This is a genomic window from Streptomyces sp. NPDC048211 (assembly GCF_043202315.1).
Taxonomy (GTDB): Bacteria; Actinomycetota; Actinomycetes; order Streptomycetales; family Streptomycetaceae; genus Streptomyces.
Map to the genome: position 1 here is coordinate 255,567 of NZ_JBIDAD010000003.1, position 25,226 is coordinate 280,792.

A 25,226-nucleotide genomic window follows, 5' to 3' on the forward strand; every position below is an offset into this window, starting at 1 on the left:
GGTGTGTTCGGGGGCGGGGTGGAACGTGGGGCGGACCGCGGGGTGTGCGGGGTCAGGAGCCGTCGGTGGCCAGGCCCGCGAAGATCTGGACCATCGCGGACTGTTCGAGGGTCTCCGCGGGGGCGGACGCGTCGTAGTCGCCGCCGCCCGAGGGCTGGAAGCGGAAGAGACCGTTCGACGGGTCCCGGTTCTCCTTCCAGGTGCGTTCCGCGTACGCCTTCTCCACCTGCAGGTAACCCTGGCCGGGGTGTTCTGCGGCCAGGATCCGGAGGTTGTCGAAGTAGATGGCGTTGAAGATCGCCGGCTGGTCGTGCAGGCGCTCACCCTGCTTCCAGTACGCGAGCGATCCGTCCGCGTCCTGAACGGCACGCTTGAGGTAGGAGCGGTCCCCGGTCACCTGGTACAGCGTCGTCGCGGTACCGATCATGGCCCCGGAGTTGTAGGTCCACAGGGTGGGGTTGATGGTTCCGTCGTCGCCGCGGCTATTGCGGTAGAGGCCCGGGGACTCGCGCAGGCAGGACCAGTTCCACTCGTACCACTTCCGGGCGCTGGCCAGATAGACGCTCTTGTGCGTCTCCTGATGGAGTCGGGCCGCGAGTTCCGCGGCCAGGCCCGTCACATTGGCGGCGCGCATGGTGTTGGCCGGGGAGTCGACCCAGTCCATCCCGCCGGGGCACGCCTTGGCCGGGTCGTCGTCCCAGCCGCGGCTGACGATGTCGAAGGTCAGCTCCGCCCGGTGGAGGTACGTGGTGTTCCCGGTGGCGCGGTACTGGTCCAGCAGCGACAGGCCCACCACGGAGTTGTCGTCGTAGAAGACGTCGCCGCCCTGTCCGAGCGGGGCGGGGAGGTACGAGTCGTAGCCGGGGCGGCCGTCGCGGGGTTCGAAGTAGAGCTCCAGGGTGGCGAAGCGTTCGGCCGCGTCCGCCGCGTAGGTGTCACCCGCGCCCGGAAGGCCGGCCATACCGACCGTCGCGGCCGCCGCCTCGCGCAGGGGCCAGAGGTAGGAGTGGGCGTTGTCGGTGCTCGGGCTCGGGGTCTTCTCCCGGTACAGGCCGTGGTCGGCCGCTCCTTGGTACAGGTGCTTCTGGAGTGCGTCGTACGTGTGGACCGCGCGGTCCTTCCACGGGCCCGTCGCCGGCGGTGCGGCGGCAGCGGGCGCGGGAGCGAGGGCGGTGCACAGCAGCGGGGCGGCGGCCAGCGCGAGGGCGGTGCGGGCGGGGATCTTCACCGGGGGTGCCTGCCTTTCGGGGTTCGGCTCGGGGCGTCGGTGCGGGGACGGGTGCGTACGGCCTCGGCCGGGATCAGCCGAGCTTGAGACTGCTGACGAAGAAGCGCTGCGCGGAGAAGAACAGGACGACGGTCGGCAGCGAGACGAGCAGAGCTCCGCCCAGCACGACCGGGGGCCCGACGTTGGAGTAGTTGCCCTGGAGTTCGGCGAGCGCGGCCATCACCGGGCGGATGTTGCGACTGGTGGACAGGGTGATCCCGAAGAGCAGGTCGTTCCAGACGGCGACGAACTGGAAGACGAACGCGGCGACCATCGCGGACCTGGACAGCGGCACATGGATCTGCCAGAAGACCCGCCACCAGGACGCGCCGTCCAGCCGCGCGGCCTCGATCACCTCGCCGGGCAGCGTCTGGGCGAAGTTGCGCATGATGAAGTACGCGAAGGGGATCGCCACGGCGACGTAGACGAGGAACAGGCCGATCTGGGCGTCGTAGAGGCCGGTGCGGGCGTACGCGAGGAACAGCGGCCGCAGGAACACCTGGAGAGGAAGCAGCGTGCCCGAGTAGATCAGCCAGAACCACAGGGCCTTGCGCTTCACGGGCATGATCACGGTGGCGAAGGCCGCGGTCGTGGCCACGACGATGGCCGCGGCCGAGCTGGTCACCGCGTACAGCAGGCTGTTGCCCATCGCGGGGCCCAGCCTGGCCCGGGTCCATGCCTGCGACATGTTGTCGAACAGGCCGAAGCCCCCGTGCGGCAGCCAGTGCGGGCTGCCGCCGTACTCGGCGGCCGGCACCAGGGCGTTGACCACCAGCAGCCAGGTGGGCACGGCCCAGAGGAGTGAGACGAGGACCAGGACCGTGTTACGGACGGCGGTTCCGGCGGAGATACGGCGGGTGGTCATGCTCATGCGCCTTTCGGGGTCAGCTGGCGCCGCAGATACAGCCACGAGGCCAGCAGCACGATGACGGTGAGGACGACGGCGACCGCCGCCCCGGCGCCGGGACGCAGCGCGAGGAACGTCTCCTGGTACATCGAGACCGCGAGGGTCTCGGAGTTCCGGCCGGGACCGCCCTGGGTCAGCACCCAGATGAGGTCGAACGACTTCAGCCCGTTGACCAGGCTGCTGCCGACGACGATCACGGACACGGTCCGCAGCTGGGGCATGACGACGTACCAGAACTTCCGCAGACCGTCGGCGCCGTCGAGGGAGGCGGCCTCCAGGGTCTCCGGAGGGATGGTCTGAAGACCGACCAGGAAGAGGATCACGGCCACACCGGTGGACTGCCAGGTGTTGGCGACGATCATGACCAGGGTGTTGCCCGGCCATTCGAGGAGCCAGGTCTGGGCGAACGAGCCGAGACCGAGCGCCTGGAGGGCCTGGTTCGCCGCACCGTCCGTGGTGAGGATGAAGTTCCACACGACGGCCACGGCCGATCCGGAGATCGCGTACGGCAGGACCACGAGCAGCCGTGCCACCCGCGACCACCCGGACCGACTGGTCATCACCGCGATGCCCAGGCCCAGGACCAGCGGGAGGGCAACGGTGCCGACGACCCACATCAGCGTGTTCTCGATGGACTTCGCGAGGACCGGATCGCTGAGGAACAGCCCGTAGTTGGTGAGCCAGGTGAAGGAGGAGACCCTGCCGTCGCCGAAGAAGCTTCGGTACAGCGTCACCGCGAACGGGGCGAGGAGCAGGGCGGCGACCAGCAGGACGGCGGGTGCCAGGAAGCCGGCCCCGGCCAGCCTGTCCCTCAGCCTGCGCGGGGGTGTACGGATGGGCGTGCGGGGCGGCGGGACGGGTGAGGGGGCCGTCGCGGGGCGCCTGTCGACTGCCGATGTCATGATTCGTCCTTGTTCCAGGCAGCCCATTCCTTGGAGGCCCGGCTCGCCATGCTGCGCAGAGTCGCCTCGGGTGACATGGCCTGCGTCATGAAGGCGCCCAGGTCGTCGGTGTTTCCCTGCATGAGATTGGGCGGCCCGGACTGTCCGTAGCGGGGCAGCTCGGTCCAGTGCTCGCGCAGCGCCCTCTTCCTGAGGCGGGCGAGCACGGGGTTGGAGGTGACCGCCTTCGGGTTGGCCGAGCCGTCCTGGAGGAAGTCGGTCCACACCCGCTGGACCGAGGGGTGCAGCCAGTGGCCGGCGTTGGCCATGGCCGCGTCGTGCGACACGGCCCTCTCGGGCACGGCGAGGACGCCCGCCTCGGTGATCACCGATCGCTTCGTGGAGGAGTCGACCGGGGGCAGGACGAAGGCGTCGAAGCCCTCTCCCGGCTTCATCCCCGCCGCCGCCAGTCCCTGCGACTGCCAGGAACCGTGCAGGAACATGCCGACCTTGCCGGTCTTCAGCGCGGCGGGCCCGTTGTTCTGGTCGAAGTCGGCCGGGGTCATCCAGCCCTTCTTCATGAAGTCCTGCCAGATCTGCATGGCCTTGTGCGCCTGCGGATCGGTGTACCGGGCCCGGCCCGCGATCAGGTCGGCGTAGAAGACCGGATCGACCTTGCTGATGAGCTCCTCGAACCACTCGTACGCGGGCCAGTTGCCGCTCTGGGTGGCGACGAACGGGGTGACGCCGGACTTCTTGAGCACCTCCGCGTTGTGCAGCAGCTCGTCCCAGGTGTCCGGCGCCCGCAGTCCGTGCTTGTCGAACAACCGCGTGTTGTAGAACAGCACGTAGTACGACTGGTAGAGAGGCACGCCGTACACGGCGCCCCGGTAGGACATCGCGTCGCGCAGGGACGGGGTCACCCAGCCCTTGCGCTCGTACGCGTCCCACATCCGGGTCAGGTCGCTGAGGCTTCCGGTACGGGCGAGCTGCTTGAGGTTGTAGCCCGACTGCCACTTGATCAGGTCCGTCGCCTTGGTCGTCTGCAGGGAGATCTGCGTGACCTGGGTGTAGGCGGTGGGGTTGGGGTTGGACAGCGGGCGGAGCGCGTAGCCGGTGAGCGTCTTGAGCTCGCGCCCGGCCGACACGTATCCCGCGTCCCAGGTGGCGTTGTCATTGGCCAGTGACGTGGTGCCCGGTATCGAGGCGGTGCTGTCACCCCGTGCGCAGCCTCCGGCCAGCACGGCAGCCGCTCCGGCGCCGAGGCCGGCCAGCACGGTGCGCCGGCGGAGCGGGGGAGACGACTGCTCTGTCGTCTCGCCGGTTGATCTCATGGGTTCACTTCCCTCCGGATCCCGGCGGGGATCCGTGGCTCTGGGGTGCGGTGTGGAGATCCACCGGATGCGCGCACTCGTTCGTCTCCGCGCTCCGGGTTGCCAGGATGTTAACGACACCACGAGATCGAAACAAGGGTTTCTCTTCGATACACGTAAATCCGCACTTCAACAGCAAGATAGGCGAGCCACTGCACTACACATCTTGTTCGCGCTGCGTGTTATCGATACCATTCACCTGCTTGCCGGTCCCCGTCCTCAGGAGCTCCTGTGCATCAGCCTCGTCCCTACGAACGCAACCCTCGGTACGCCGCCACCGGCGGCACCGTCATCACCGGCTGGGCGGCCGCCGCGGCGGACCTGCCGACAGCCTCCACGGTCCTCGCCCTCGACGGGCCGGCCGCACTGGACTGGGAGGCGGCCGCCGGCTCCCTCGCGGCCGCTCTGCGCGCCCGGGGCAGCGAGGTCACCCTGTGCGACGTGCGCGATCTCTGGTCCGCGGCGGCCGTCGAACGGCTCTGCGTCCCGGGCGCCGGCGCGGACCCGTTCTTCCTGCCCCTCGCCGAGTTCTCCATGAGCGACCTCTTCGAGACGCCCCCCGTCCAGCCGCGCCCGCACTCCGGCGTCCTTCTCGTGTTCGGTCCGGGCGCCGCACTCTCCGAGCCCGACCTGCTGTGGTGGGCCGACCTGCCCAAGCGGTACGCCGAGGAGGCCGTCACCCGGGGTGATCTGCCGCTCGGCGCCAACCTCGGCCGCCCCGGCATCCCCGGTGAGCTGCGCAGCCTCTTCTACACCGACTGGCCCGTCGGCGACCGCCACCGCGACGCCCTGGCTCACCGGGTCGACCGGTGGGTCGACCTCCAGGGCGAGCAGGGCCCCGCCTCGTTGGACGGCGCCGCCGTGCGGGCCACTCTCGCCGCACTGGCCACCGGACCCGTCCGGACCCGCCCCTTCTTCAACTCCACGCCGTGGGGCGGACAGTGGGGCGTGCGGGAGCTCGGCTTCGAGCCACGGGGCGGCAACACGGCCCTCGGTTACGAGCTCATCGCCCCCGAAGCGGGAATCCTGGTCGGCCAGGACGAGGCGGCCCAGGTGGAACTGCCCTTCCAATTGCTCTGCGAACTCCACCCCGAGGAGTTCCTCGGCCCCGACGTCCACCGCCGCTACGGCACGTCCTTCCCCATCCGGTTCGACTACCTCGACACCGTCGGCGGGGGCAACCTGTCCCTGCACCTGCATCCGCGGGAGCGGTACATGCGGGAGACGTTCGGCTGGCCGTACACCCAGCACGAGACGTACTACGTGACCGCGAGCGAACCCGGTGCACAGGTCTATCTCGGCCTGCGGGACAGTACGGACGTGGACGTCATGCGCAAGGAGGTGGAGGCAGCGGCGGCGGACGGGCTCCCGCTGCGCGTCGAGGACCACGTCATGAGGCACCCGGCGGACACCGGGCAGCTCTTCATGATCCCGGCGGGCACTCCGCACGCGTCCGGGGAGGGCAATCTGGTCCTGGAGATCAGCGCCACGCCCTACCTCTACTCCCTGCGCTTCTACGACTGGCTGCGCAAGGGAACCTCCGGTGCGCCGCGACCGCTCTCCTACGCGCACGGGTTCGCCAACCTCGACACCTCGCGGCGCGGCGACGACGTCCTGAAGGACCTCGTCCAGCAGCCGCGGACCCTGCGCGAGGGGCAGGGCTGGCGCGAGGAGGTCGTGGGTGCGCTGCCCGACATGTTCTACGCGGTGCACCGCTTCGTGATCGAGGGACCCGAGGCCGCCGAGGACGACACCGAGGGCCGCTTCCACATCCTCAACGTCTCGGCGGGTGACGGCGTGGTCGTGGAGACCTCCGGCGGTCTCCGTCACGACCTCGCCTTCGCCGAGACCCTCACCGTGCCCGCGTCGGTCGGCCCGTACCGGCTGCACCCCGTCGGCAGCCGGCCGGTGCACGTGGTGAAGTCCCTGGTGACGCAGGTATGAGTCACGTTCCCGTACTGGAGATCGGCGGAACCCATGTGACGGCCGCCGTCATCGACACCGGGGCCGGGCTGCCCGTCCCCTTCTCGGCCGTACGGCAGCCGGTGCCCGCCGACGCGCCGGCCGGTGAACTCCTCGACGCGATCGCCGCGGTCGCCGACCGCGTGGAGGTCCCGGCGGCCGCACACTGGGGCGTCGCGATACCGGGCCCCTTCGACTACGCCGCCGGCATCGGGCGCTTCCGGGGAATCGGCAAGTTCGAGTCGCTGCACGGCGTGGACGTGGGCGCGGAACTGCTCGGACGGCTCCCGGGGAAACCCAGCGGTATCAGCTTCCTCAACGACGCCGACGCCTTCGCCATCGGCGAATACCGGGCGGGCGCGGCCGTCGGCCGACGCCGTGCCGTGTGCCTCACGCTCGGCACCGGCGTCGGCTCGTCCTTCCTGGACGGCGGACACCCGGTGGTGGAGGGCCCCGACGTACCGCCCGGCGGCAGGGCCCACCGGCTCGCCGTCGACGGGCTCCCCCTGGAGGAGGTGGTCTCGCGGCGTGCGATCCGCAGGTTCTACGCCGAGGCTGCCAGGATTCCCGACGCCCACCGCCTCCCGGACGTGCACGACATCGCCCGTTCGGCCCGCTCCGGTGACGCACACGCCCTGCGGACGGTCCGGCACTGCTTCGGTGCGCTCGGCCGGGCGCTCGCGCCCTGGTGCGAGAGGTTCCGCCCGGACCTCCTGGTCGTCGGAGGGTCGATGACCGGATCCTGGGACCTCGTGGGACCCGCCGTCCGGGACGGCTTCGAGTCGTGGGCGGCGGGGGCCGCGCCCCGTACCGTCACGGCCCTTCGCCCTGCCGACGCACCGCTCATCGGCGCCGCCCACTGGGCTCTGCGCACGTCCGCCGGCACTCCCCCGGTGCGGACCTAGAATGACGGCGTTCGCACCCCATCGGCCGCATGACGAACCCGCAGGAGAACCACCCATGGCACAGCACCGGTCGGGCGACGCCGGCGCCCCGACGATGCGCGACGTGGCCGCGAGGGCCGGCGTCAGTGCCATGACGGTCTCCCGGGTACTCAAGAACGACGCCCGGGTCAGCGAGGCCGCGCGGGAGCGCGTGCTCGCCGCCGTCGAGGCGCTCGGCTACCGGCGCAACGAGACGGCGCGCAGTCTGCGTCTGGGCGGCAGCGGGATGATCGGACTGGTCGTCACCAACCTGGCCAACCCGTTCTACTCACGTCTGGCTCTGGGTGTGCAGGAGGTGGCGTCCGAGCACGGCCTGCGGGTGCTGCTGAGCAACACCGCGGAGCAGGTCGACAGGGAACGCGGGCTCGTGGAGGACCTGGCGTCCCGTCAGGTCGACGGCATGATCGTCGTTCCGGCCGGCAGCAGCCACCGCCATCTCGCGCCCGCGGCGCTGCGCGGCATGCCGATCGTCCTGGCATCCCGGCCGCCCGCCGGGATGGACGCCGACTGCGTCCTGGTCGACGACTTCGGCGGCGCCGAGCAGGCCACCGGACAGCTCATCGCCGACGGCCACCGCCGGATCGGCTTCCTGGGCAATCCACCCGCCCTGTACACCGGCGCGGAACGGTTCCGCGGGTACTGGGCCGCCCACGAGACGGCCGGGATCGAGCCCGCCGAGAGCCAGGTACGGCGCGGGCTCACCGACGTGCCCACCGCCGAGGCCGCCGCACGCGCGCTGCTGGACGCACCCGACGCACCGACGGCTCTCTTCTGCACCAACAACCGCCTGACGCAGGGAGCCATCCGCGCCGTGCGGGCGCTCGACCGACCGGTCGCGCTGGCCGGCTTCGACGACTTCGACCTCGCCGACGTCCTCGGTCTGCCGCTGACCATCGTCTCGTACGACGCCGACGAGATCGGACGGCGGGCGGGCCAGATGCTCATCGACCGGATCAACGGCTCGGCCGCCGAGCCGATCCCCGCCCGCCGGACCGTCGTACCCACCCACGTCATCCGCTACGGGACGCACTGACTCAGCCCCTGCCGCCCCTTCCACGGCACCGGCATGCCCTTTCGCCTCCCCGTACATCCCTCACGGAGGACCCCATGCATCACGACCGAACGGTCACCGAACGCCGGCTCGCCCGCGTACTCGACCTGCGCCTGCGGCCCGCGGTGTACCGCGAGAGCCTGCCCCTGGACATCGCGATATGGGAGGTCGGCGGCGAACCCGTGCCCGTGTCCGACGGGATCGCGGCACCGTACGAACCGGTCCGCACCGGCGCGGCATGGGGACCGGCTTGGTCCACCAGCTGGTTCCGGATCAGCGGCACGGTTCCCGCCGCCTGGGCCGGACAGCGCGTCGAGGCGGTGCTGGACCTCGGGTTCGGCACCACGCAGCCGGGCTTCTCCGCCGAGGGCCTCGTGTACCGCGCCGACGGAACGCCGGTCAAGGCGCTCAACCCCCGCAACGCATGGCTGCCGATCACCGAACGCGCCTGCGGAGGCGAGGAGTTCGTCTACTACGTCGAGGCAGCCGCCAACCCGGTGATCTTCGACTCGGGCGCCGGGGGCGACCCCTTCGTCCCGACCCGGTCCGGCGGTGTCGCCCCCTGGCTGCACGGCGGCAGCGCACCGGACGAGCCGCTCTACCGGCTGAACCGGATGGACCTCGCCGTCTTCGACTCCGTCGTCTGGGAACTCGTGCAGGACCTGGACGTGCTCGGCGGTCTGATGCACCAACTGGCCGAGGACTCCAGTCGGCGCCGGCAACTGGCGCACACCGTGGACCGTGCCCTGGACGTCATCGATCTCCAGCACATCGGCAAGAGTGCCGCGCGCGCCCGTGAGATCCTCGCTCCCGCGCTGGCCTCCCCCGCACACGCGAGTGCCCACCGCATCTCCGCCGTGGGCCATGCGCACATCGACACCGCCTGGCTCTGGCCCGTACGCGAAACGGTCCGCAAGGCGGCCCGGACCGTCGCGAACGTCACCGCCCTGATGGACGACCACCCCGGCTTCCGCTTCGTCATGTCGCAGGCGCAGCAGCTCGCCTGGCTCAAGGAGCAGCGGCCCGAGGTGTTCGCCCGGGTGGTCGAGAAGGTGCGCACCGGGCAGTTCCTGCCCACCGGCAGCCTCTGGGTGGAGCCCGACACCAATCTCTCCGGCGGGGAGTCGCTGGTCCGGCAGTTCGTGCACGGGAAGCGTTTCTACCTGGAGGAGTTCGGGGTCGAGACGAAGGACATGTGGCTGCCCGACACGTTCGGATACAACGCTGCCCTGCCCCAGCTCATGAAGCTGGCCGGCATCGAGTGGTTCCTCACGCAGAAGATCTCCTGGAACACCACCAACGCGTTCCCGCACCACACCTTCTGGTGGGAGGGCATCGACGGCACCCGCATTTTCAGCCACTTCCCTCCCGTCGACTCCTACAACGGCGATCTCTCCGGCGCCGACATCGGGCACACCGAGCGCAACTTCCGGGACAAGGGCGCGGCCAACCGTTCCCTGGTCCCCTTCGGCTACGGCGACGGCGGCGGTGGTCCCACCCGCGAGATGCTGGCACGCGCGCGAAGGCTGGAGGACCTCGAAGGCTCGGCCCGGCTGGAGATGGAGGGCCCCGCGGAGTTCTTCGCCAAGGCCCGGGAGGAGTACACGGACGCCCCCGTCTGGGTCGGCGAGCTCTACCTGGAGCTCCACCGCGGCACGCTGACCAGCCAGCTCGCCACCAAGCAGGGCAACCGGCGCAGCGAACACCTGCTCCGGGAGGCCGAGCTGTGGGCCGCGACCGCGGCCATGCGTGCCGGCCGGCCCTACCCGTACGAGCTGCTCGACCGGGTATGGAAGACCGTGCTCCTCCATCAGTTCCACGACATCCTGCCCGGTACGTCGATCGCCTGGGTGCACCGCGAGGCCGAGGAGACGTACGCGGAGGTGGCCCGGGAGCTCGGCGAGGTCATCGACACCGCTCAGCGCAGCCTCGCGGCGGGCGGCGACGGGACGGGCGGTGAGACCGTGTTCAACGCGGCGCCGCACGCCCGGGACGGCGTTCCCGCGCTGGGCGCCTCACCGCGTCGGCAGGCTGCCCGCCCGGTCCCCGCCCGGCCCACCGGGGACGGCGGGTTCGTCCTGGATAACGGCCTCGTACGCATCACGGTGGACGCCCGGGGCCTGGTCACCTCCGCCCTCGACGTGACGGCCGGACGTGAGGCGCTCGCGCCCGGCACGGTCGGCAACCTCCTCCAACTCCACCAGGACTTCCCGAACCAGTGGGACGCCTGGGACGTCGACGCGTTCTACCGCAACACCGTGCGCGACCTGACCGAGGCGGACGAGGTCGGCGCCGTCGCCTGCGGCGTACGGGTGGTGCGCACCTTCAACGCCTCCCGCATCACCCAGGTGCTGCGACTCGACGAGGGCAGCCGCCGTCTCGACATCGAGACGGACGTCGACTGGCAGGAGTGCGAGAAGATCCTCAAGGCCGCCTTTCCGCTCGACGTACGGGCTGCGGAGTCCAGCGCCGAGATCCCCTTCGGTCATGTGCGGCGCCCCACGCACACCAACACCTCATGGGACAGCGCCCGGTTCGAGATCTGTGCCCACCGCTACCTGCACCTCGCGGAGCCCGGCTGGGGCGCTGCCCTGGTCAACGACTCCAGCTACGGCCACGATGTGACACGGGACGTGCGGCCCGACGGCGGAACCACCACGACGGCCCGGATCTCTCTCCTGCGTGCCCCGCTCTTCCCGGACCCCGACTGCGACCGGGGGGAACACCGGCTGCGCTACGCGCTGGTCCTCGGCGCGGACATCCACGACGCGATCCGCGAGGGGTACCACTTCAATCTGCCCGAGCGCGCCGTCCCCGGTGGTGCCGCTGTCGAGCCCCTGGTGCGGATCGATGAGGACGGCGTCGTCGTCGAGGCGGTCAAACTCGCGGACGACCGTTCGGGAGACGTGGTCGTGCGCCTCTACGAGTCCAGGGGCGGACGCGTGCGGGCCACCCTCAGGGCCGGATTCGCCGTGGTCTCCGCACGGATCACGGACCTGTTGGAACGTGACCTGGAGGGTGAGCCCGCCGTGACCTTCCACGGGTCCGACGTCACGCTGTCGCTGCGGCCGTTCCAGATTCTCACCCTGCGCCTGGTACCTGCCGGCCAGGAGGTCGCGGCTGCCGGCGCGCGCTGAGGCCGGCAGTCATGAAGGGCTCGCCCTGCCGCCGAGGACGGGAGGGCTGAGCCGGCGGACTCCACGGCCCGGTGACGTGCGAGCTCTCTGTGACGTGGGGGAACGTTCAGTGAACCCGTCGGGGGCCGGCAACGGACGGCCGGAGAGCATGCGCGGACTCCGGCCGCCCTGCCGGTGCCGGTGGGCCGCCCTTCTCCGGCTGAGCAGGCCGTCACGTGCGGAGAGTGTCAGGATGTCCCCATGGACGTCCGGACGAGGAACCGCATATCGGTGACGGGCCGGGAGGGCGGCCCGGTGGTCGTGCTGGCCCATGGATTCGGATGTGATCAGAATCTGTGGCGTCTCGTCGCGCCCGCGCTGGAGGAACACTTCCGGGTGGTCCTCTTCGACCATGTGGGAGCGGGGCGCTCCGATCTGTCCGCCTGGAGCCCCGAGCGGTACTCCACTCTGGACGGCTATACGCAGGATGTCATCGAGATATGCCGGGAGCTCGGCCTCGGGCCCGTGACGTTCGTCGGGCATTCGGTCAGTTCCATGATCGGCGTCCTTGCCGCCACGCAGGAGCCCGGGCTCTTCCACAAACTGATCCTTCTCACCCCCTCGCCTTCCTACATCGACGACGGTGACTACCGCGGCGGATTCAGCGAGCAGGACATCGACGAACTCCTCGAGTCGCTGGACAGCAACTACCTCGGCTGGTCCGCGACCATGGCACCGGTGATCATGGGAACCCCCGAGCGCCCCGAGCTGGGTGAGGAGCTGACCAACAGCTTCTGCCGAACGGATCCGGAGATCGCCCGGGTCTTCGCGCGCGTCACTTTCCTCTCCGACAACCGGGCGGACCTCGCCGAGGTGACCGTGGCGACCCTCGTCGTCGAGAGTGCACGCGACACGATCGCCCCGCGTGAGGTGGGTGCCTTCGTCCACGCGCAGATCCCGGGCAGTCGGCTGGTCACCCTGGACTCGACGGGCCACTGCCCCCAGCTGAGCGCCCCCGAGGAGACGGCCGAGGCGATCATCGCCTTCGTCCAGGGGCCGTAGCGGTGGGCCCGGGCGGCGAGGAGACCGACGGACTGTGGGCGGCGGGCGACCGTGACCAGGAACAGCTGTCGTTCTCCGCCCTGCTGGAGGACAGTGCGGAGGACCTGTACGAGAACGCGCCGTGCGGCTACCTCTCCACACTGATGGACGGGCGGATCGCCAAGGTCAACGGAACCCTGTTGAAATGGCTCGGCTACCGCCGGGAGGAGCTGGTGGGCCGCAGGAAGTTCCCCGACCTGTTGACCGTCGGGGGCAGGCTGTACCACGAGACGCACTTCTCACCGCTGCTGCGCCTGCAGGGCGAGGTCAGCGGCATCGCGCTGGAGCTCAAGGCCGCCGACGGCAGCCGGCTGCCCGTCCTGGTCACCTCCACCGTCAAACAGGACCGCGACGGCGAACCGTTGCTGATCCGCACGACCCTTCTGGACGCCCGTGACAGACGCGCGTACGAGCGTGAACTCCTGCGTTCCCGCGGAGAAGCGGAGCGCGACCGCGAACGACTCCAGCGCCTCGCCACGACGCTCCAGCGCACCCTGCTCCCGCCGGTTCTGGAACCGGTTCCGGGTCTGGAGGTTGCCGCGCACTACCACTTCGCCTCTTCCGACGAGGTGGGCGGGGACTTCTACGACCTGTTCCCCCTGGCTGACTGCCGCTGGGGCTTCTTCATAGGAGACGTACGCGGCAAGGGCGTCGACGCGGCCGTGGTGACGTCGTTGGCCCGGTACACCCTGCGCGCCGCAGCGGTCTCCGATCCGGTACCGGCCACCGTCCTGGCCAATCTCAACACCGCGCTCAACCAGCGGACGCAGGAGGAGGAACCGCGGTTCTGCACAGTGGTCTTCGGTCTGCTGACACCCGGGCGGAACGGCACAGGATTCCACATCGTCCTGGCCGGCGGCGGGCACCCGCCTGCCCTGCTTCTGCGTGCCGACGGCAGTGCCGACTACCGGCCCACACCGGGCGGCCAGTTGGCCGGAGTGGTGCCGGACGCCCAGTTCACCACGGTCACCATGGACGTGGGTCCCGGTGACACGCTGCTGCTCTACACCGACGGTCTGATCGAGGCGCGTACCCCGAACGCGGGTGAACGGTACGGCGACGAAGAGCTCCTGGACTTCGCCCGGGCGCTCGCACCCACCTCGGCCACCGACGTCGTCGAGGCCCTCATCGAGCTCCTGGACTCGTTCGGCGAAGGTCGCGACGACGACACCGCGCTCCTGGCGATGAGCGTGCCCCCGGCCGGACGATAGGCGCTCCGGAGCCGGCGCCCGGACAGATCCGGCCCGAGGTGCGTGGTCGCTCCGGCCGGTCCGGGCACCGGGCCGCCGCCCGGACCGGTCCGAGCCCGCCCCACCCCTGCCGCACGCCTCATGGACCGGCCGTCCCCTCAAGCCGAAGCCACCGTGCGCGCTCCCGCCGTGTCTCAGCTGTCGGCGCCTCGGCGGCCGGGCACATTCCCCGGCGCGCCCTGTCCCCGCCGTCGGGCCCTTGATCGCGGACACGTCCTGGGCGCGCCCCCGCTGCCAGGCACGGTGCGCATGCCTGGCGGGCGGTTCTCGGGGCAGACGACGGAGCACCGGAAGGGCCGAGCCAGCGCCCGACCACCGCAGCTGTCGCGCAGTACCGAACACGGGAGCGCCATGCCTACCGCCCTGCCGGAAAGACCGGTCCGCAGGTCCACACCGCCCGGTGCCGTCCGCCGGCCCGGGCGGTCCCCCGCCCTGACCAGTGGCAGCGGCCCGGCCGCCGCCAGAATCGGTGCGATGACCGTCTGCCAGGCGGCCCTGATGGTGGGCCTCGGTCTCCTGATCACCGGACCCGCCGCCGGCATGTGGCCCCTGACCGCTGAGGACCGCGTCAACGAGGGTTTCGAGCACCTGCGCAACGGCGGCCTCAACGACGCGTCGCTCATGGCGTCGGAGGCGGGCAACACCGCCACGGTGATCATCATCACCGTCCTGGCCTGTCTGGGACTGATCCTGATACCCCGGCTGCCGAAGTGGCGGGAGGCGGTGTTCCTCGCCGTCTCCGTATCGCTCCAGGCGCTGGTGTTCCTGGTCATCAGTACGTCCGTGGACCGTGACCGGCCGGACGTGGACCGCCTCGACGCCTCACCACCGACGGCCAGTTACACCTCCGGCCACACGGGCGCCGCCACGGCTCTCTACGCGGGCCTCGCCGTTCTGGCCCTCTCCCGTATCCGGGGCCGTCGGCGGAAAGTGGTGGGCGCACTGCTGATGCTCGTGCCCCTGCTCGTGGCGGTCGCACGCCTCTACCGGGGGATGCACCACCCTACGGACGTCCTCGGCGGACTGCTGAACGGCAGCCTGTCGCTCCTGATCGTCGGCCGTGCCCTGCTGACCGACGGAAACAGTCCCGCCCCTGCGCCGTCGAACGCCATGGAGGTCGCCCTGAAGGCGGCGGAGGAACGCTCCGAACCCGTGGCGGGCCACACCGTCGTCATCGTCAATCCGACCGTGACCGACGACGCGGAACGCGAGACCGTGCGGCTGGTCCTGGAACAACACGGCCGCCACTCCGTGGAGTTCGTCTCCACCACCGCCGACGACCCGGGCGGCGGCCAGGCGGCGGCCGCGGTCCGCGGCGGCGCGGCGCTGGTCGTGGTCTGCGGCGGCGACGGAACGGTCCGGACGGTGGCGGACGCCCTGGCCGGCACCGGAGTCGGCCTGGCCGTGGTGCCGTGCGGCACCGGCAACCTGCTGGCCCGGAACCTGGGCCTGCCCCTGCACCCCGCGGACGCCCTGTCCGCCGCGCTGTCGGGCGGCGCTCGCCGGATCGATCTCGGCCGGATCGAGGGCGACGGACTCCCGGCCACCCGCTTCACCGCCATGGCCGGCGCCGGACTGGACGCCGCGATGCTGGAGAACACCGGAGACCGCGCGAAGTCCGTCATCGGCTGGCCCGCTTACGTGGTGGCGGGCGTCAGCAGCCTGCGAGCACCCCGGATGTCCGTATCGATCCGGCTGGACCACGGGCCGGTCCTGCACCGCACCGCCCGCATGGTGCTCCTCGCCAACATAGGCAGGGTGCAGGGCGGCGCGGCCCTCGTCCCGGCCGCCGAGCCCGACGACGGGCTCCTCGATCTGGCCGTCTTCGATCCGCACGGCCCCACCGGCTGGCTGCGCGCCCTCGGCATCCTGCTGCGCGGCCGCTCGACACCGCCCCGCCCCTCCGCGCAGGGCAGCTTCCCGCCCGCCGACGGCGAGGCCGCCGGCATCCCGGTGGAGTACTTCACGTTCCGCCGCGCCGAACTCCGCTTCGCTCCGCAGCAGCCGCGCGAGATCGACGGAGATCCGGCGGGGCCGGGCCGGCTGCTCGTCGCCGAGGTCGAGCCCGGGGCGCTGACCGTGCTCCTGCCGTCGGGGGGCGAGTGAATGGGCACCGCGACCCGGGTACCGCAGACCCGCGACATGGCGGGGGACGAACTCTCCGCCGACGAGGCACTGGCCTCGCTGCGCCGCTACGGCCGCTGGGCCCTGGTGCGTGACTCCTTCATCCGCTTCCGCTACGCCGACGGATTCAGCCACTCCCGCGCGCTGGCCCTGCAGACCGTTCTCGCCGTCATACCGCTCGTCATCGCTTTCGTCGGCCTGTCGGCCTCCCTGCACACGGAGAACGTGGGAAGGCTGACGGAACTGACCATCCACCGCATAGCCGCCGGGCCGAGTGCCCAGGTCGTGGACGACGCGCTCGACCGCAGCCGGCGACGCGCCGGGGAGGGTTCGCAGCTCACGCTCTGGTTCGGCCTGGCCTTCTCGCTGGTGAACGTCACCACGGCGATGTGCCAGATCGAACGCGGCGCCAACCGGATCTACGGTGTCGAACGTGACCGCCCCTTCCACCAGAAGTACTTCCGCGGACTGGTGATGGCGCTGGCTGCCGGGATCCCCCTGGGTCTGGGGTTCATCCTGATGGTGGTCGGCGGCGACCTGGCCGCGGCCGCCGTGACGGTCTACGGGCTCGGCGAGGGCGCCGGGCACTCCTGGGACCTGTTGCGCTGGCCGTGCGGGCTGCTGCTCGCACTCATCTCCGCGAGCGCGATCTTCCGCCGTTCTCCTCGTCGCAGGCAGCCCGGCTACACGTGGCTGGCGTTCGGAGCGGCCGTCTACCTGGTGCTGTGGACCGTCCTGACCTGGCTGCTCAGCCTGTATCTCTCGGTCAGCGGGTCCTTCGACACCGTGTACGGCCCGCTGAGCGCCTTCATGTCGCTGCTCCTCTGGGCCTATCTGACCTCCATCGCCCTGTTCTTCGGCCTCTCCTTCGCCGCGCAGCTGGAGGCCGCCCGTGCCCGTCGGCCCGGTCCCATCCACCCCGATCCGGGAGCATGAATGGTCGTACGAGCGACAGGGTCGCTACTCCGTGAGCGCCGCGCCCGAGCGGCCGACCGCAGATTCGGTGTCCGGCTGTCCGGCGCGGTCGCCGTCGCCGCCCTCTCCGCGGTGCCCTTCGGTCTTCTTCTCGTCCTCGTCGAGGGCCGTTGGCGGCCGTTGCGCGTCATGGACGCGGGTGCGGCACGGCGCCTGCACGAGACCGCGCTCGCACACCCCGCGTGGACGGGCGCGCTCCGTTTCCTGTCCGACTGGGTCTGGGATCCGGCGACGCTTCGTTGCGCGGTGGCCCTGCTGACGGCCTGGCTGCTCCGGCGCCGCGCCTGGCGGCTGGCCGCCTGGTCCGCCGTGACGGCGGTGGCGGGTGCCCTGACCGGGCTGCTGGTCAAGACCGTGGTCGAGCGGGCCAGGCCCTCTTTGGACGACCCGGTGGCCCGTGCACCGGGCTTCTCCTTCCCCTCGGGGCATGCCATGACCGCCACCACCTCGTTCGCCATCCTGATGCTCGCCCTGCTGCCGCTGGTACACCGTCGCTGGCTGAGAACCCTCTGCTGGAGCGTGTCGGTGCTGTCGGTGGTGGGCGTGGGCTTCACCCGGGTCGCGCTCGGCGTCCACTGGTTCAGCGATGTGGTCGGCGGCTGGCTCCTCGGTCTCGCGGTGGTGGCGTCGACTGCCTGGGCGTTCGAGGCCTGGCGCGCCGATTCCGGCCGTCGCCGCAGCGCGGTGGCCGAAGGCCTGGAGCCCGAACTGAACGAGGCCGCCCCGGAACGGTGAGCAAGGGGCGGCGGCACCAGGGGCCGTGGCATGCACGCCCCTCCCTAGGTCGCCCACGTGACTCCTCGATCCGCCCGCACGCATGCCGCCTCACCGTGCCCTGCCGACGGCCGCCTCTCCGGGGCCGCCTCACGGAGCGCGAACCGGCTCGGGACTGATCGGTGCCGTGCCCCCTGTCCGGATCACCCCTTGTGCACACGAGGTCATGGACCGGATACCTGCTGTCATGTCTGTCGATCGCGGCAGATGCGGGGCCACGTGGGGGATCCTGCCGGACGGGGCGCGGCCCGGCACCGTCCTGTCGGCCGGCCGACGCATGGAGGCACCCGGCGTCCGGCTCGGACGTGGCCGGTCTCCACCGTCCCACCGGTGCTCCAGGAGTCGACGTGAACCGGAAGGGTGCGGTGGCCACGATCGCGGAGGCGCGGGGCCTCAAAAACGGGCTCAGTCCCGCGCTGCTCCTGGCAGGGATGCTCGCCGTGGCGGGCTGCTCGACAGCCGAGCCCGCCGACAGCGCTGAGAGAACTACGCGTGCCGCCGCGGAGGCGAGTGCGTGCTCGCTGCTGAACGCCGAGGATGTCCGGCAGGCTTTCGGCGCAACGGACTCCTTCACCGGCACGCGGCCCGATGCCGTTGACGGGAGACGTCCATGGGGCTGCACGTGGGGCAGCCGGAGCTCCTACGCGAGCGTCGGAGAAGTGAGCAGCGAAGACTACCGTGCGGGAATCAAGGCACCCGGCGTACGTCTCGTCCCCCAGAACATCGGCTCAGGAGACTCCTTCGCCGTCTATCCGGCGGACGACCACAAGCCCATGGGATTCGCTTTCACCACAGGTGACCGGTCCTATCACCTGGAGGTGATCCCGGCGCGCGACGGGGACTACCCGAGATACGAACAGGGCGACATCGGCACGAAGCTGCTCCGACTGCTCATCCCGGCCATCGAGAGCAGCCGGAACTGACGTCCGGCCGCGCGGGGCACCCGTCCGGCGGACGGGCCCCTGCCCTCGGAAGTCCTCCCGGGGAGCGCGCCGATGCTCCCGGCCGGTGGAGGTCCGCCGGGCGCCACGTCCCTTCCCTGCCGGTTCCCCCGCTCAGCCGGAGCGGGCCGTCGACGGCGCGAGCAGGTGAGGGCCGCCGTGTTCCGTACCCTGGAGACATGCGCATGCGCCCCACCCTGAGCTGGTCCCCCACCGAAGACATGCCCCCCGCCACCACCGACCTGGCGCCGGTCGCCGACGCGCTGAGCACCGGCGGTGTGCTGGTGCTCAGCGGGGCCGGTATCTCCACGGAGTCGGGCATCCCCGACTACCGCGGCGAGGGCGGGAGCCTGAGCCGGCACACTCCGATGACGTACCAGGACTTCACCGGCAGCGCCCAGGCCCGTCGCAGGTACTGGGCACGCAGCCACCTCGGCTGGCGTACGTTCGGCCGCGCCCGCCCCAACGCCGGGCACCGGGCCGTGGCCGCGTTCGAACGGCACGGCCTGCTCGCGGGTGTGATCACCCAGAACGTCGACGGTCTGCACCAGGCCGCCGGCAGCCAGGACGTCGTGGAACTCCACGGCAGCCTGGACCGGGTCGTCTGTCTCTCCTGCAACACGTTCAGCTCGCGCCGCGCACTCGCCCGACGGCTGGAGGAGGCGAATTCGGGCTTCGATCCGGTGGCCGCCACGATCAATCCGGACGGCGACGCCGATCTCACCGACGAGCAGGTCGGGGACTTCCGCGTGGTGCCCTGCAGCGTCTGCGACGGCGTCCTCAAACCGGACGTGGTGTTCTTCGGCGAAGCCGTGCCCCCGCCCCGGGTCGAGCACTGCCGCGAGCTGGTCCAGGAAGCGGCCTCGCTGCTGGTCCTCGGCTCCTCGCTGACGGTGATGTCCGGGCTCCGGTTCGTCCGCCAGGCGGCCCAGGCCGGAAAGGCGGTGCTGATCGTCAACAGGGACCTGACCCGGGGCGACCGGCACGCCGTCACCCGTATCGCGCTCCCGCTGGGGGCGGCTCTCACCACCGTGGCAGGCCGCCTCGGCGTCCTCGACGACGACGAGGCGGCCGAGCCCGCGTAGACGGGTGGGGTGCTCCGGGCGTCGCCAGGAGCGCCACGCGTCTCCCGGCACCCGGCACCCGGCACCCGGTGCATCATCCGGGTGCCGGTGACACGGCGTCCGGCGAGGGCGTGGCGGAGAGCGGGCTCAGGCGTACACGGCTGTGGCCCTCTCGCCCACCGGGACGGCCCGTGCCGCTCTACTTCGTCCCGAGGTAGTAGCTCACCTGCGGCGGCTGGTTGTAGCCGGTGTTCTGCCAGGCCGCCCCCAGGCGGTACACCGGGTCGTGCATCAACGTCGGCAGCCGGTACTCCGTCGGATGCGGGGTGCTGTAGAGCCGCAGCGCCGTGGAGTCGGCGTTCCGCCAGATCATCTCCTCGCGCCAGTCGCCGAGCAGATCGGCGGAGAGCGCCGGGTTGCCCTTGGTCCAGTTGTCCGACTTCGCGTCCTGGTCGTACCAGATGCGGGTCAGTTCACTGTCGCCGTCGTACTTCAGGACCTGTCCGTAGCCGACTCCCGCCGAACCCGACCAGCGGTGATCGAGCAGCTCGCGGTTCGCGTCACCGTCCCACCAGATCGCGGAGTTGTACGAGGCGCCGCCGCCGAACGCCGGAACACTGCCGCTGATCTCCGTGCCCTTTGCCGTGTACAGGCCGCCGCCGCTCGACCAGCACTCGGCGCCGGCGTACTGCCGCGTCAGGTCCGCGCAGATACCGCGCCCGACATCCGTGCCGGTCTTCCGGCCCCACAGGACCTGGCCCGTCTTCGCGTCGTGCATCTCGAAGCCGTACGCGGAGTCCGTGTGCTCGTGCACGTTGAAGGACTCCAGGCCGGGGCGTGCCGGATCCAGGTCCCCGACGTGCAGGGCGTCACCGTGGCCCAGCTTCGTGGTCCACAGACCCGAGCCGTTGTCGTCGACGGCCATCGCGCCGTACATGATCTCGTCCCTGCCGTCACCGTCGACGTCGGCGACCGCGAGGTTGTGGTTGCCCTGCTGGTCGTAACCCTTCCCGTAGTTCGTCGAGCTGTTGCTGTCGAACTTCCAGCGCCGGGTCAGTTCCGAGCCGTTCCAGTCGTACGCGGCCAGCGCGGTGCGCTCGTAGATGCCGCGGGTGAAGACCATGCTGGGCTTCGTACCGTCGAGGTAGGCGGTGGCGGAGAGCAGCCGCCCTTCGCGGTTTCCCCAGGTGTCACCCCAGTCGGCCGCGGAGCCGCGGGCGGGCTCGAAGGGCACGGAGTCCATCACCTTGCCGCTCTCGCCGTCGAACACTGACAGGTACTCGGCGCCGCTGATGACCGCGCAGTTGTCTGCGAGGTGCGAGGCGTTCCCGTCACCGATGACGGTGCCGGCCGCGTCCTTCGACCCGTCGGAGGTCCGGACCGCCATCTCCGCCCTGCCGTCGCGGTCGTAGTCGAACACCTGGAACGAGTCGTAGTGGCTGCCGCTGCGGACGTTGGTGCCGAGGTCGACGCGCCAGAGCCGCCGGCCGCTCAGTTCGTACGCGTCGAAGAGCGTCGGCCCCGTGCAGGTGCCGGAGTTGGCGACGTCCGTCGCGTTCGACGGCACCCACTTGACGACCAGCTCGTACTGGCCGTCGCCGTCCAGATCTCCCACCGAGGTGTCATTGGCCGAGTAGGTGTAGGCCACGCCGTCGCGCGTGGAGCCGCCTGCGGGCTTCTGCAAGGGGATGTCGAGGCGCCCGGAGCCCCACACGCCCGCCTTCTCACCCGGCTGTTCCGTGCCGTTCACCACGGCGCGGATCTCGTACGTCGACGACGCGTCGCCTCCGCTGTCCAGGTAGTTCGTCTTCAGCGTCTCGTCGATCAGTGCGCCGCCCCGGTAGAGCCGGAAGGACACGTCCTCGGGATCGTCGCCGAACATCCGCCAGGTGACGAGCGTTCCTCCGTCGGCGGGTACCGCCACCAGGCCGCGGTCCAGCCGCTCGGCGATCCGGGCGGCGGACAGCGCCTTCGTGGCGCTGTTGACGGGAGTGGACGGAGCGGGGGCGGCGTCCGCGGGCCGGTTCGCCGCCAGTGTTCCGCCCGTGCCCACGAGAACCGTGACGAGGGCCGTCGTCAGGAGTACACCGCTGCGGCGTCGGCGCGATGGACGAGGAGCTGGGGACATCGGTACCTCACAGTCGGGGGGCGGGGACACCAACCTGTCGCCGCGGCCGCCCGGAAGGTTGCCGCGTGGGGAACCACGGTGACGGCGGTCACCGGCCGTGGGTCCTCGCGAAGGCCGCGGCCCAGCATCCCGGTGTGGAGCCGGTGGCGCGCGCGAAGCCCTTCGACGCCGCTGCGCGCAGGGTCACCGGACGGCGCTCCGGCGCACTCTTACGGTCCCGTGACATGCCGTCGTGGAAGCGCACGGCTCGTGTCCCCGCGCCCTAACGTGGGGCCCATGCGTGTACTGGTTACCGGCGGAGCCGGGTTCATCGGGTCGGAGATCGTCCGGACCCTCGTGTCGGCCGGGCACGAGGCGGTGGTGCTCGATGCCCTGCTCCCCTCGGCGCACGGCGACGCCTCGGCCCTGCGCGCCGGCGTCGGCACCGACGGGCGGACGATCATCGCCGACGTGCGTGACCGCGAGGCCGTGGACGGTGCGCTGAGGGGCGTCGACGTGGTGTGTCACCAGGCGGCGATGGTCGGCCTGGGGAAGGACTTCGCGGACGCCCCCGCGTATGTGGGATGCAACGACCTGGGAACGGCCGTGCTGCTGGCCGCCATGGCGGCGGCAGGGGTCCGGAGTCTGGTGCTCGCCGGATCGATGGTGGTCTACGGGGAGGGCCGCTACGCGTGTCCCCGTCATGGCGCGGTCCGGCCCGGCCCGCGCGCGGAGGCCGACCTGGCGGGGGGCCGCTTCGAGCCTCGCTGTCCGGACTGCGGTGCCGAGCTGGAGCCCGGGCTGGTCACGGAGGACGCGCCGGCCGACCCGCGCAATGTGTACGCCGCGACCAAACTCGCCCAGGAACACCTGGCCGCGTCCTGGGCCCGCGCGTCGGGCGGCCGCGCGGTGTCGCTGCGCTACCACAACGTGTACGGGCCCGGGATGCCACGCGACACCCCGTACGCGGGTGTCGCCTCCTTCTTCCGTTCGGCCCTGGCCCGCGGGGAGTCCCCCCGGGTCTTCGAGGACGGCGGCCAGCGCCGCGACTTCATCCATGTACGGGACGTGGCCGCCGCGAACGCCGTGGCGCTGGAGGCGGTCGCCGCACGCGGTCCGGGGACCTTCGCCGCGTACAACACCGGCAGCGGCCGGCCGCACACCATCGGCGAGATGGCCGCGGCTCTGGCCTCGGCCCACGGGGGGCCGGCACCGGTGGTCACGGGTGAGTACCGGCTCGGGGACGTACGCCATGTCACGGCGGACTCGCGTCGGCTGCGCGAGGAACTGGGCTGGAAGCCGGAGGTGGGATTCGCCGAGGGCATGGCGCAGTTCGCGGTGGCACCGCTGCGGGAGACGGCCGCGGGTCTGTCCGTCTGAGGCTCACGCCGACGGCAGGATCACCTCGAAGCAGCAGCCGCCGGTGACGTTGCGGACCTCGGCCCGGCCGGAGTGCGCCTCGACGATCCCCCGCACGATGGCGAGGCCGAGGCCCGCCCCGGCCGGGGGCGTGCGGGCGTGAGTGCCGCGCCATCCGGTGTCGAAGACCCGGGGAAGATCCTCCTCCGGGATGCCGCCGCAGCCGTCCGTGACCGAGAGGACGACCCCGCCGGCCGTACGGTGTGCGGCCACCGCCACGGTGCCGTCGGCGGGGGTGCGGCGGATCGCGTTGATCAGGAGGTTGCCCAGGACCCGGCTCATCTCCTTGCCGTCGACCTCCACGGGCACCGCCTCGACCCGGTCGCCGACCAGCCGTACGCCGTGCTCGCGGGCCAGCGGGTCGGCGCCGGCGAGCGCGTCGCCCACCAGGTCGTAGACGGAGATCCGGGTGGGGCTGAGGGTGAGCGACCCTGCGTGGATGCGGGAGAGTTCGAAGAGGTCGCCGACCATGTCGTTCATCCGCTCCACCTCGGTGCGTATCTGCCTCAGGTAGCGCGGCGAGTCGACCGCCATGCCGTCCTCCAGCGCCTCGGACATGGCCCGCAGTCCGGCGAGCGGGGTGCGCAGGTCGTGCGAGATCCAGGCGACGAGTTCACGCCGCGAGGTCTCCAGCGCGCGCTCCCGTGCGCGTGAGCTGTCGAGCTTGGCGCTCGTGGCGGCCAGTTCGTTGGTGAGCGCGGCGAGTTCGGCGGTGGCCGGGGTGGGGGGCGCCGCGAAGGTGCCGCCGTCGCCGAAGGAGCGGGCGGCGAGGGTCAGATCGCGGCTCCTCGCCGCCACCCATCGGCCGAGCAGCATCGCGGTGGCGAGCGAGACGACGGCGGCCATGGCGACGACGGTGGTGACCACGGTGAGGTCGTGCGGCGACAGGAACATCGCCCAGGCGACGGCCAGTGTCCCGGCGAGCATCGCGGTGACGGCCACGGCGGCCACGACGGTCAGCGAGACGACGAGCGACCGGTGCCGGGACAGCCGCAGCGCGAATGCGCCGAGCAGACCGGCAGCGGCGGCGCCCAGGAACGCGAAGAGCGCGATGAGGAGGATGTCGGTCATGACGGCGTCCCGGGGCCGACGGAGCCGGCGGCCCGGTCCATGGGCAGGTCCATGCGGTATCCGACGCCCCAGACCGTACGGATCAGTTCCGGGCGGGCGGGATCGGCCTCGACCTTCCCGCGCAGACGGCGGACATGGACGGTCACGGTCGACAGGTCCCCGAAGTCCCACCCCCAGACCCCGCGCATCAGCTCCTCCCTGGTGAACACCCGGCCCGGGTGGCGCAGGAAGAAGGCGAGCAGGTCGAACTCCCGCAGGGTGAGGGCCAGGGGCCTGCCCTTCCAGGTCGCGTGGCGGGCCGCGGGGTCGAGGACGATCCCCGCGCCCCGGACCGGTGCCGGGCGTCCGGAGGGTGCCGCGTCCGCCCTGGCGCGGCGCAGCACGGAGTCGACGCGCAGGACGAGTTCGCGGGGGCTGAACGGCTTGGTGACATAGTCGTCGGCCCCCGTTTCCAGACCGAGGATGCGGTCGTCCTCGTCGCCGCGTGCGGTCAGCATGATGACCGGCACGGGTCCGTGCGCCCGCATGCGGCGGCAGACCTCGAAGCCGTCCATGCCGGGCAGCATCAGGTCCAGGACGGCCAGGTCGGGGCGGCGGGCGGCGTACTGCTCCAGCGCGGCCGTCCCGTCCGCCGCCCGGGTCACTTCGTACCCGGCCCGGGTCAGGTAGCCGGTGACCACCTCGGCGACCGTGGGATCGTCGTCCACGACGAGTACGTGACCGCGGGCGGGGGCGCCGGGGTTCGTGTCGAGCGCTGTCATGGGCCTGTCCTCTGCCGGAGTCGCGGCGCCGGCGGGGACGGGCGCCGGGGTGTCCGGAGTCGTCTGCATGACACCACCTTGGCACCGGCCAAGGCGTGCTGGGGACGCCCGGGGGCCGCCGCCCGGCGACGTCCGCAT

General features: G+C 71.4%; 19 protein-coding genes. 12 read left to right on the top strand and 7 right to left on the bottom strand.

The annotated features are described in order from the left end of the window. Positions 1-52 precede the first annotated feature (52 nt). The 4 genes from ACGFZA_RS13920 to ACGFZA_RS13935 all read right to left on the bottom strand — a co-directional run bounded on the left by ACGFZA_RS13920 (position 53) and on the right by ACGFZA_RS13935 (position 4,389). Positions 53-1,228: a glycoside hydrolase family 76 protein gene (locus ACGFZA_RS13920; protein ID WP_393679044.1), complete on the bottom strand. Its 1,176-nt coding sequence runs from the start codon at positions 1,226-1,228 to the stop codon at positions 53-55. Between the two features lie 73 nt (positions 1,229-1,301). Further along, positions 1,302-2,132: a carbohydrate ABC transporter permease gene (locus tag ACGFZA_RS13925; RefSeq protein ID WP_385272137.1), complete on the bottom strand. Its 831-nt coding sequence runs from the start codon at positions 2,130-2,132 to the stop codon at positions 1,302-1,304. 2 nt (positions 2,133-2,134) lie between these two features. After that, entirely contained in the window at positions 2,135-3,076 is a 942-nt protein-coding gene (locus tag ACGFZA_RS13930) for a carbohydrate ABC transporter permease (protein WP_393679045.1), read from the bottom strand. Further along, on the bottom strand, positions 3,073-4,389 hold the full coding sequence (locus ACGFZA_RS13935) for an ABC transporter substrate-binding protein (protein ID WP_393679046.1): 1,317 nt from the start codon (positions 4,387-4,389) through the stop codon (positions 3,073-3,075). Before ACGFZA_RS13935 ends, ACGFZA_RS13930 begins: the two co-directional genes overlap by 4 nt. A 270-nt stretch (positions 4,390-4,659) precedes the next feature. On the opposite strand from ACGFZA_RS13935, the gene ACGFZA_RS13940 reads away from it, so the two are divergent. The 11 genes from ACGFZA_RS13940 (at position 4,660) to ACGFZA_RS13990 (ending at position 19,751) form a co-directional block, all read left to right on the top strand. After that, positions 4,660-6,372 carry a class I mannose-6-phosphate isomerase gene (locus tag ACGFZA_RS13940; RefSeq protein WP_393679047.1) on the top strand — a complete coding sequence of 571 codons (1,713 nt, stop codon included), beginning with the start codon at positions 4,660-4,662 and terminating at the stop codon, positions 6,370-6,372. Further along, positions 6,369-7,295, top strand: a complete 927-nt coding sequence (locus ACGFZA_RS13945) for an ROK family protein (RefSeq protein WP_393679048.1) — start codon at positions 6,369-6,371, stop codon at positions 7,293-7,295. Before ACGFZA_RS13940 ends, ACGFZA_RS13945 begins: the two co-directional genes overlap by 4 nt. A gap of 55 nt (positions 7,296-7,350) precedes the next feature. Continuing rightward, the gene (locus tag ACGFZA_RS13950) at positions 7,351-8,367 is read left to right on the top strand and encodes a LacI family DNA-binding transcriptional regulator (RefSeq protein WP_385272122.1); all 1,017 of its coding nucleotides are present in this window, start codon (positions 7,351-7,353) and stop codon (positions 8,365-8,367) included. Between the two features lie 74 nt (positions 8,368-8,441). After that, positions 8,442-11,522 carry an alpha-mannosidase gene (locus ACGFZA_RS13955; protein ID WP_393679049.1) on the top strand — a complete coding sequence of 1,027 codons (3,081 nt, stop codon included), beginning with the start codon at positions 8,442-8,444 and terminating at the stop codon, positions 11,520-11,522. 240 nt (positions 11,523-11,762) lie between these two features. Then, positions 11,763-12,563 carry an alpha/beta fold hydrolase gene (locus tag ACGFZA_RS13960; protein ID WP_393679050.1) on the top strand — a complete coding sequence of 267 codons (801 nt, stop codon included), beginning with the start codon at positions 11,763-11,765 and terminating at the stop codon, positions 12,561-12,563. Between the two features lie 2 nt (positions 12,564-12,565). Then, positions 12,566-13,813 carry a PP2C family protein-serine/threonine phosphatase gene (locus ACGFZA_RS13965; protein WP_393679051.1) on the top strand — a complete coding sequence of 416 codons (1,248 nt, stop codon included), beginning with the start codon at positions 12,566-12,568 and terminating at the stop codon, positions 13,811-13,813. A 390-nt stretch (positions 13,814-14,203) separates the two neighbouring features. Further along, positions 14,204-15,958: a diacylglycerol kinase family protein gene (locus tag ACGFZA_RS13970; protein ID WP_385272110.1), complete on the top strand. Its 1,755-nt coding sequence runs from the start codon at positions 14,204-14,206 to the stop codon at positions 15,956-15,958. Next, positions 15,959-16,912 (top strand): YihY/virulence factor BrkB family protein, encoded by a 954-nt coding sequence (locus ACGFZA_RS13975; protein WP_385272107.1) that lies wholly within the window; start codon positions 15,959-15,961, stop codon positions 16,910-16,912. It abuts the gene before it with no gap. After that, complete coding sequence (locus tag ACGFZA_RS13980; protein WP_385272104.1) at positions 16,913-17,686, top strand: phosphatase PAP2 family protein; 774 nt, start codon at positions 16,913-16,915, stop codon at positions 17,684-17,686. 698 nt (positions 17,687-18,384) lie between these two features. Further along, positions 18,385-18,648, top strand: a complete 264-nt coding sequence (locus tag ACGFZA_RS13985; RefSeq protein WP_393679052.1) for a hypothetical protein — start codon at positions 18,385-18,387, stop codon at positions 18,646-18,648. A gap of 197 nt (positions 18,649-18,845) precedes the next feature. After that, positions 18,846-19,751 carry an NAD-dependent protein deacetylase gene (locus tag ACGFZA_RS13990; protein WP_385272098.1) on the top strand — a complete coding sequence of 302 codons (906 nt, stop codon included), beginning with the start codon at positions 18,846-18,848 and terminating at the stop codon, positions 19,749-19,751. A 178-nt stretch (positions 19,752-19,929) separates the two neighbouring features. Here ACGFZA_RS13990 and ACGFZA_RS13995 read toward each other — a convergent pair whose 3' ends face one another. Next, a complete protein-coding gene (locus ACGFZA_RS13995; protein ID WP_393679053.1) occupies positions 19,930-21,858 on the bottom strand; it encodes a rhamnogalacturonan lyase in 1,929 nt (642 codons plus the stop codon). 276 nt (positions 21,859-22,134) lie between these two features. Between ACGFZA_RS13995 and ACGFZA_RS14000 the strand changes: the two genes are divergently transcribed. Next, a complete protein-coding gene (locus tag ACGFZA_RS14000) occupies positions 22,135-23,217 on the top strand; it encodes an NAD-dependent epimerase/dehydratase family protein (protein WP_393679054.1) in 1,083 nt (360 codons plus the stop codon). A gap of 3 nt (positions 23,218-23,220) precedes the next feature. On the opposite strand, the gene ACGFZA_RS14005 is transcribed toward ACGFZA_RS14000, so the two are convergent. Continuing rightward, positions 23,221-24,327, bottom strand: a complete 1,107-nt coding sequence (locus tag ACGFZA_RS14005) for a sensor histidine kinase (protein WP_385272090.1) — start codon at positions 24,325-24,327, stop codon at positions 23,221-23,223. Beyond that, on the bottom strand, positions 24,324-25,088 hold the full coding sequence (locus ACGFZA_RS14010; RefSeq protein ID WP_385272087.1) for a response regulator transcription factor: 765 nt from the start codon (positions 25,086-25,088) through the stop codon (positions 24,324-24,326). Before ACGFZA_RS14010 ends, ACGFZA_RS14005 begins: the two co-directional genes overlap by 4 nt. Between the last annotated feature and the right edge of the window lie 138 nt (positions 25,089-25,226).

Coding starts and splice junctions, on each gene's coding strand:
- ACGFZA_RS14010 (WP_385272087.1), bottom strand. CDS start 25,088: ATGACAGCGCTCGACACGAACCCCGGCGCCCCCGCCCGCGGTCACGTA.
- ACGFZA_RS13990 (WP_385272098.1), top strand. CDS start 18,846: ATGCGCATGCGCCCCACCCTGAGCTGGTCCCCCACCGAAGACATGCCC.
- ACGFZA_RS13980 (WP_385272104.1), top strand. CDS start 16,913: ATGGTCGTACGAGCGACAGGGTCGCTACTCCGTGAGCGCCGCGCCCGA.
- ACGFZA_RS13960 (WP_393679050.1), top strand. CDS start 11,763: ATGGACGTCCGGACGAGGAACCGCATATCGGTGACGGGCCGGGAGGGC.
- ACGFZA_RS14005 (WP_385272090.1), bottom strand. CDS start 24,327: ATGACCGACATCCTCCTCATCGCGCTCTTCGCGTTCCTGGGCGCCGCC.
- ACGFZA_RS13925 (WP_385272137.1), bottom strand. CDS start 2,132: ATGACCACCCGCCGTATCTCCGCCGGAACCGCCGTCCGTAACACGGTC.
- ACGFZA_RS13945 (WP_393679048.1), top strand. CDS start 6,369: ATGAGTCACGTTCCCGTACTGGAGATCGGCGGAACCCATGTGACGGCC.
- ACGFZA_RS13930 (WP_393679045.1), bottom strand. CDS start 3,076: ATGACATCGGCAGTCGACAGGCGCCCCGCGACGGCCCCCTCACCCGTC.
- ACGFZA_RS13970 (WP_385272110.1), top strand. CDS start 14,204: ATGCCTACCGCCCTGCCGGAAAGACCGGTCCGCAGGTCCACACCGCCC.
- ACGFZA_RS14000 (WP_393679054.1), top strand. CDS start 22,135: ATGCGTGTACTGGTTACCGGCGGAGCCGGGTTCATCGGGTCGGAGATC.
- ACGFZA_RS13955 (WP_393679049.1), top strand. CDS start 8,442: ATGCATCACGACCGAACGGTCACCGAACGCCGGCTCGCCCGCGTACTC.
- ACGFZA_RS13950 (WP_385272122.1), top strand. CDS start 7,351: ATGGCACAGCACCGGTCGGGCGACGCCGGCGCCCCGACGATGCGCGAC.
- ACGFZA_RS13935 (WP_393679046.1), bottom strand. CDS start 4,389: ATGAGATCAACCGGCGAGACGACAGAGCAGTCGTCTCCCCCGCTCCGC.
- ACGFZA_RS13975 (WP_385272107.1), top strand. CDS start 15,959: ATGGGCACCGCGACCCGGGTACCGCAGACCCGCGACATGGCGGGGGAC.
- ACGFZA_RS13995 (WP_393679053.1), bottom strand. CDS start 21,858: ATGTCCCCAGCTCCTCGTCCATCGCGCCGACGCCGCAGCGGTGTACTC.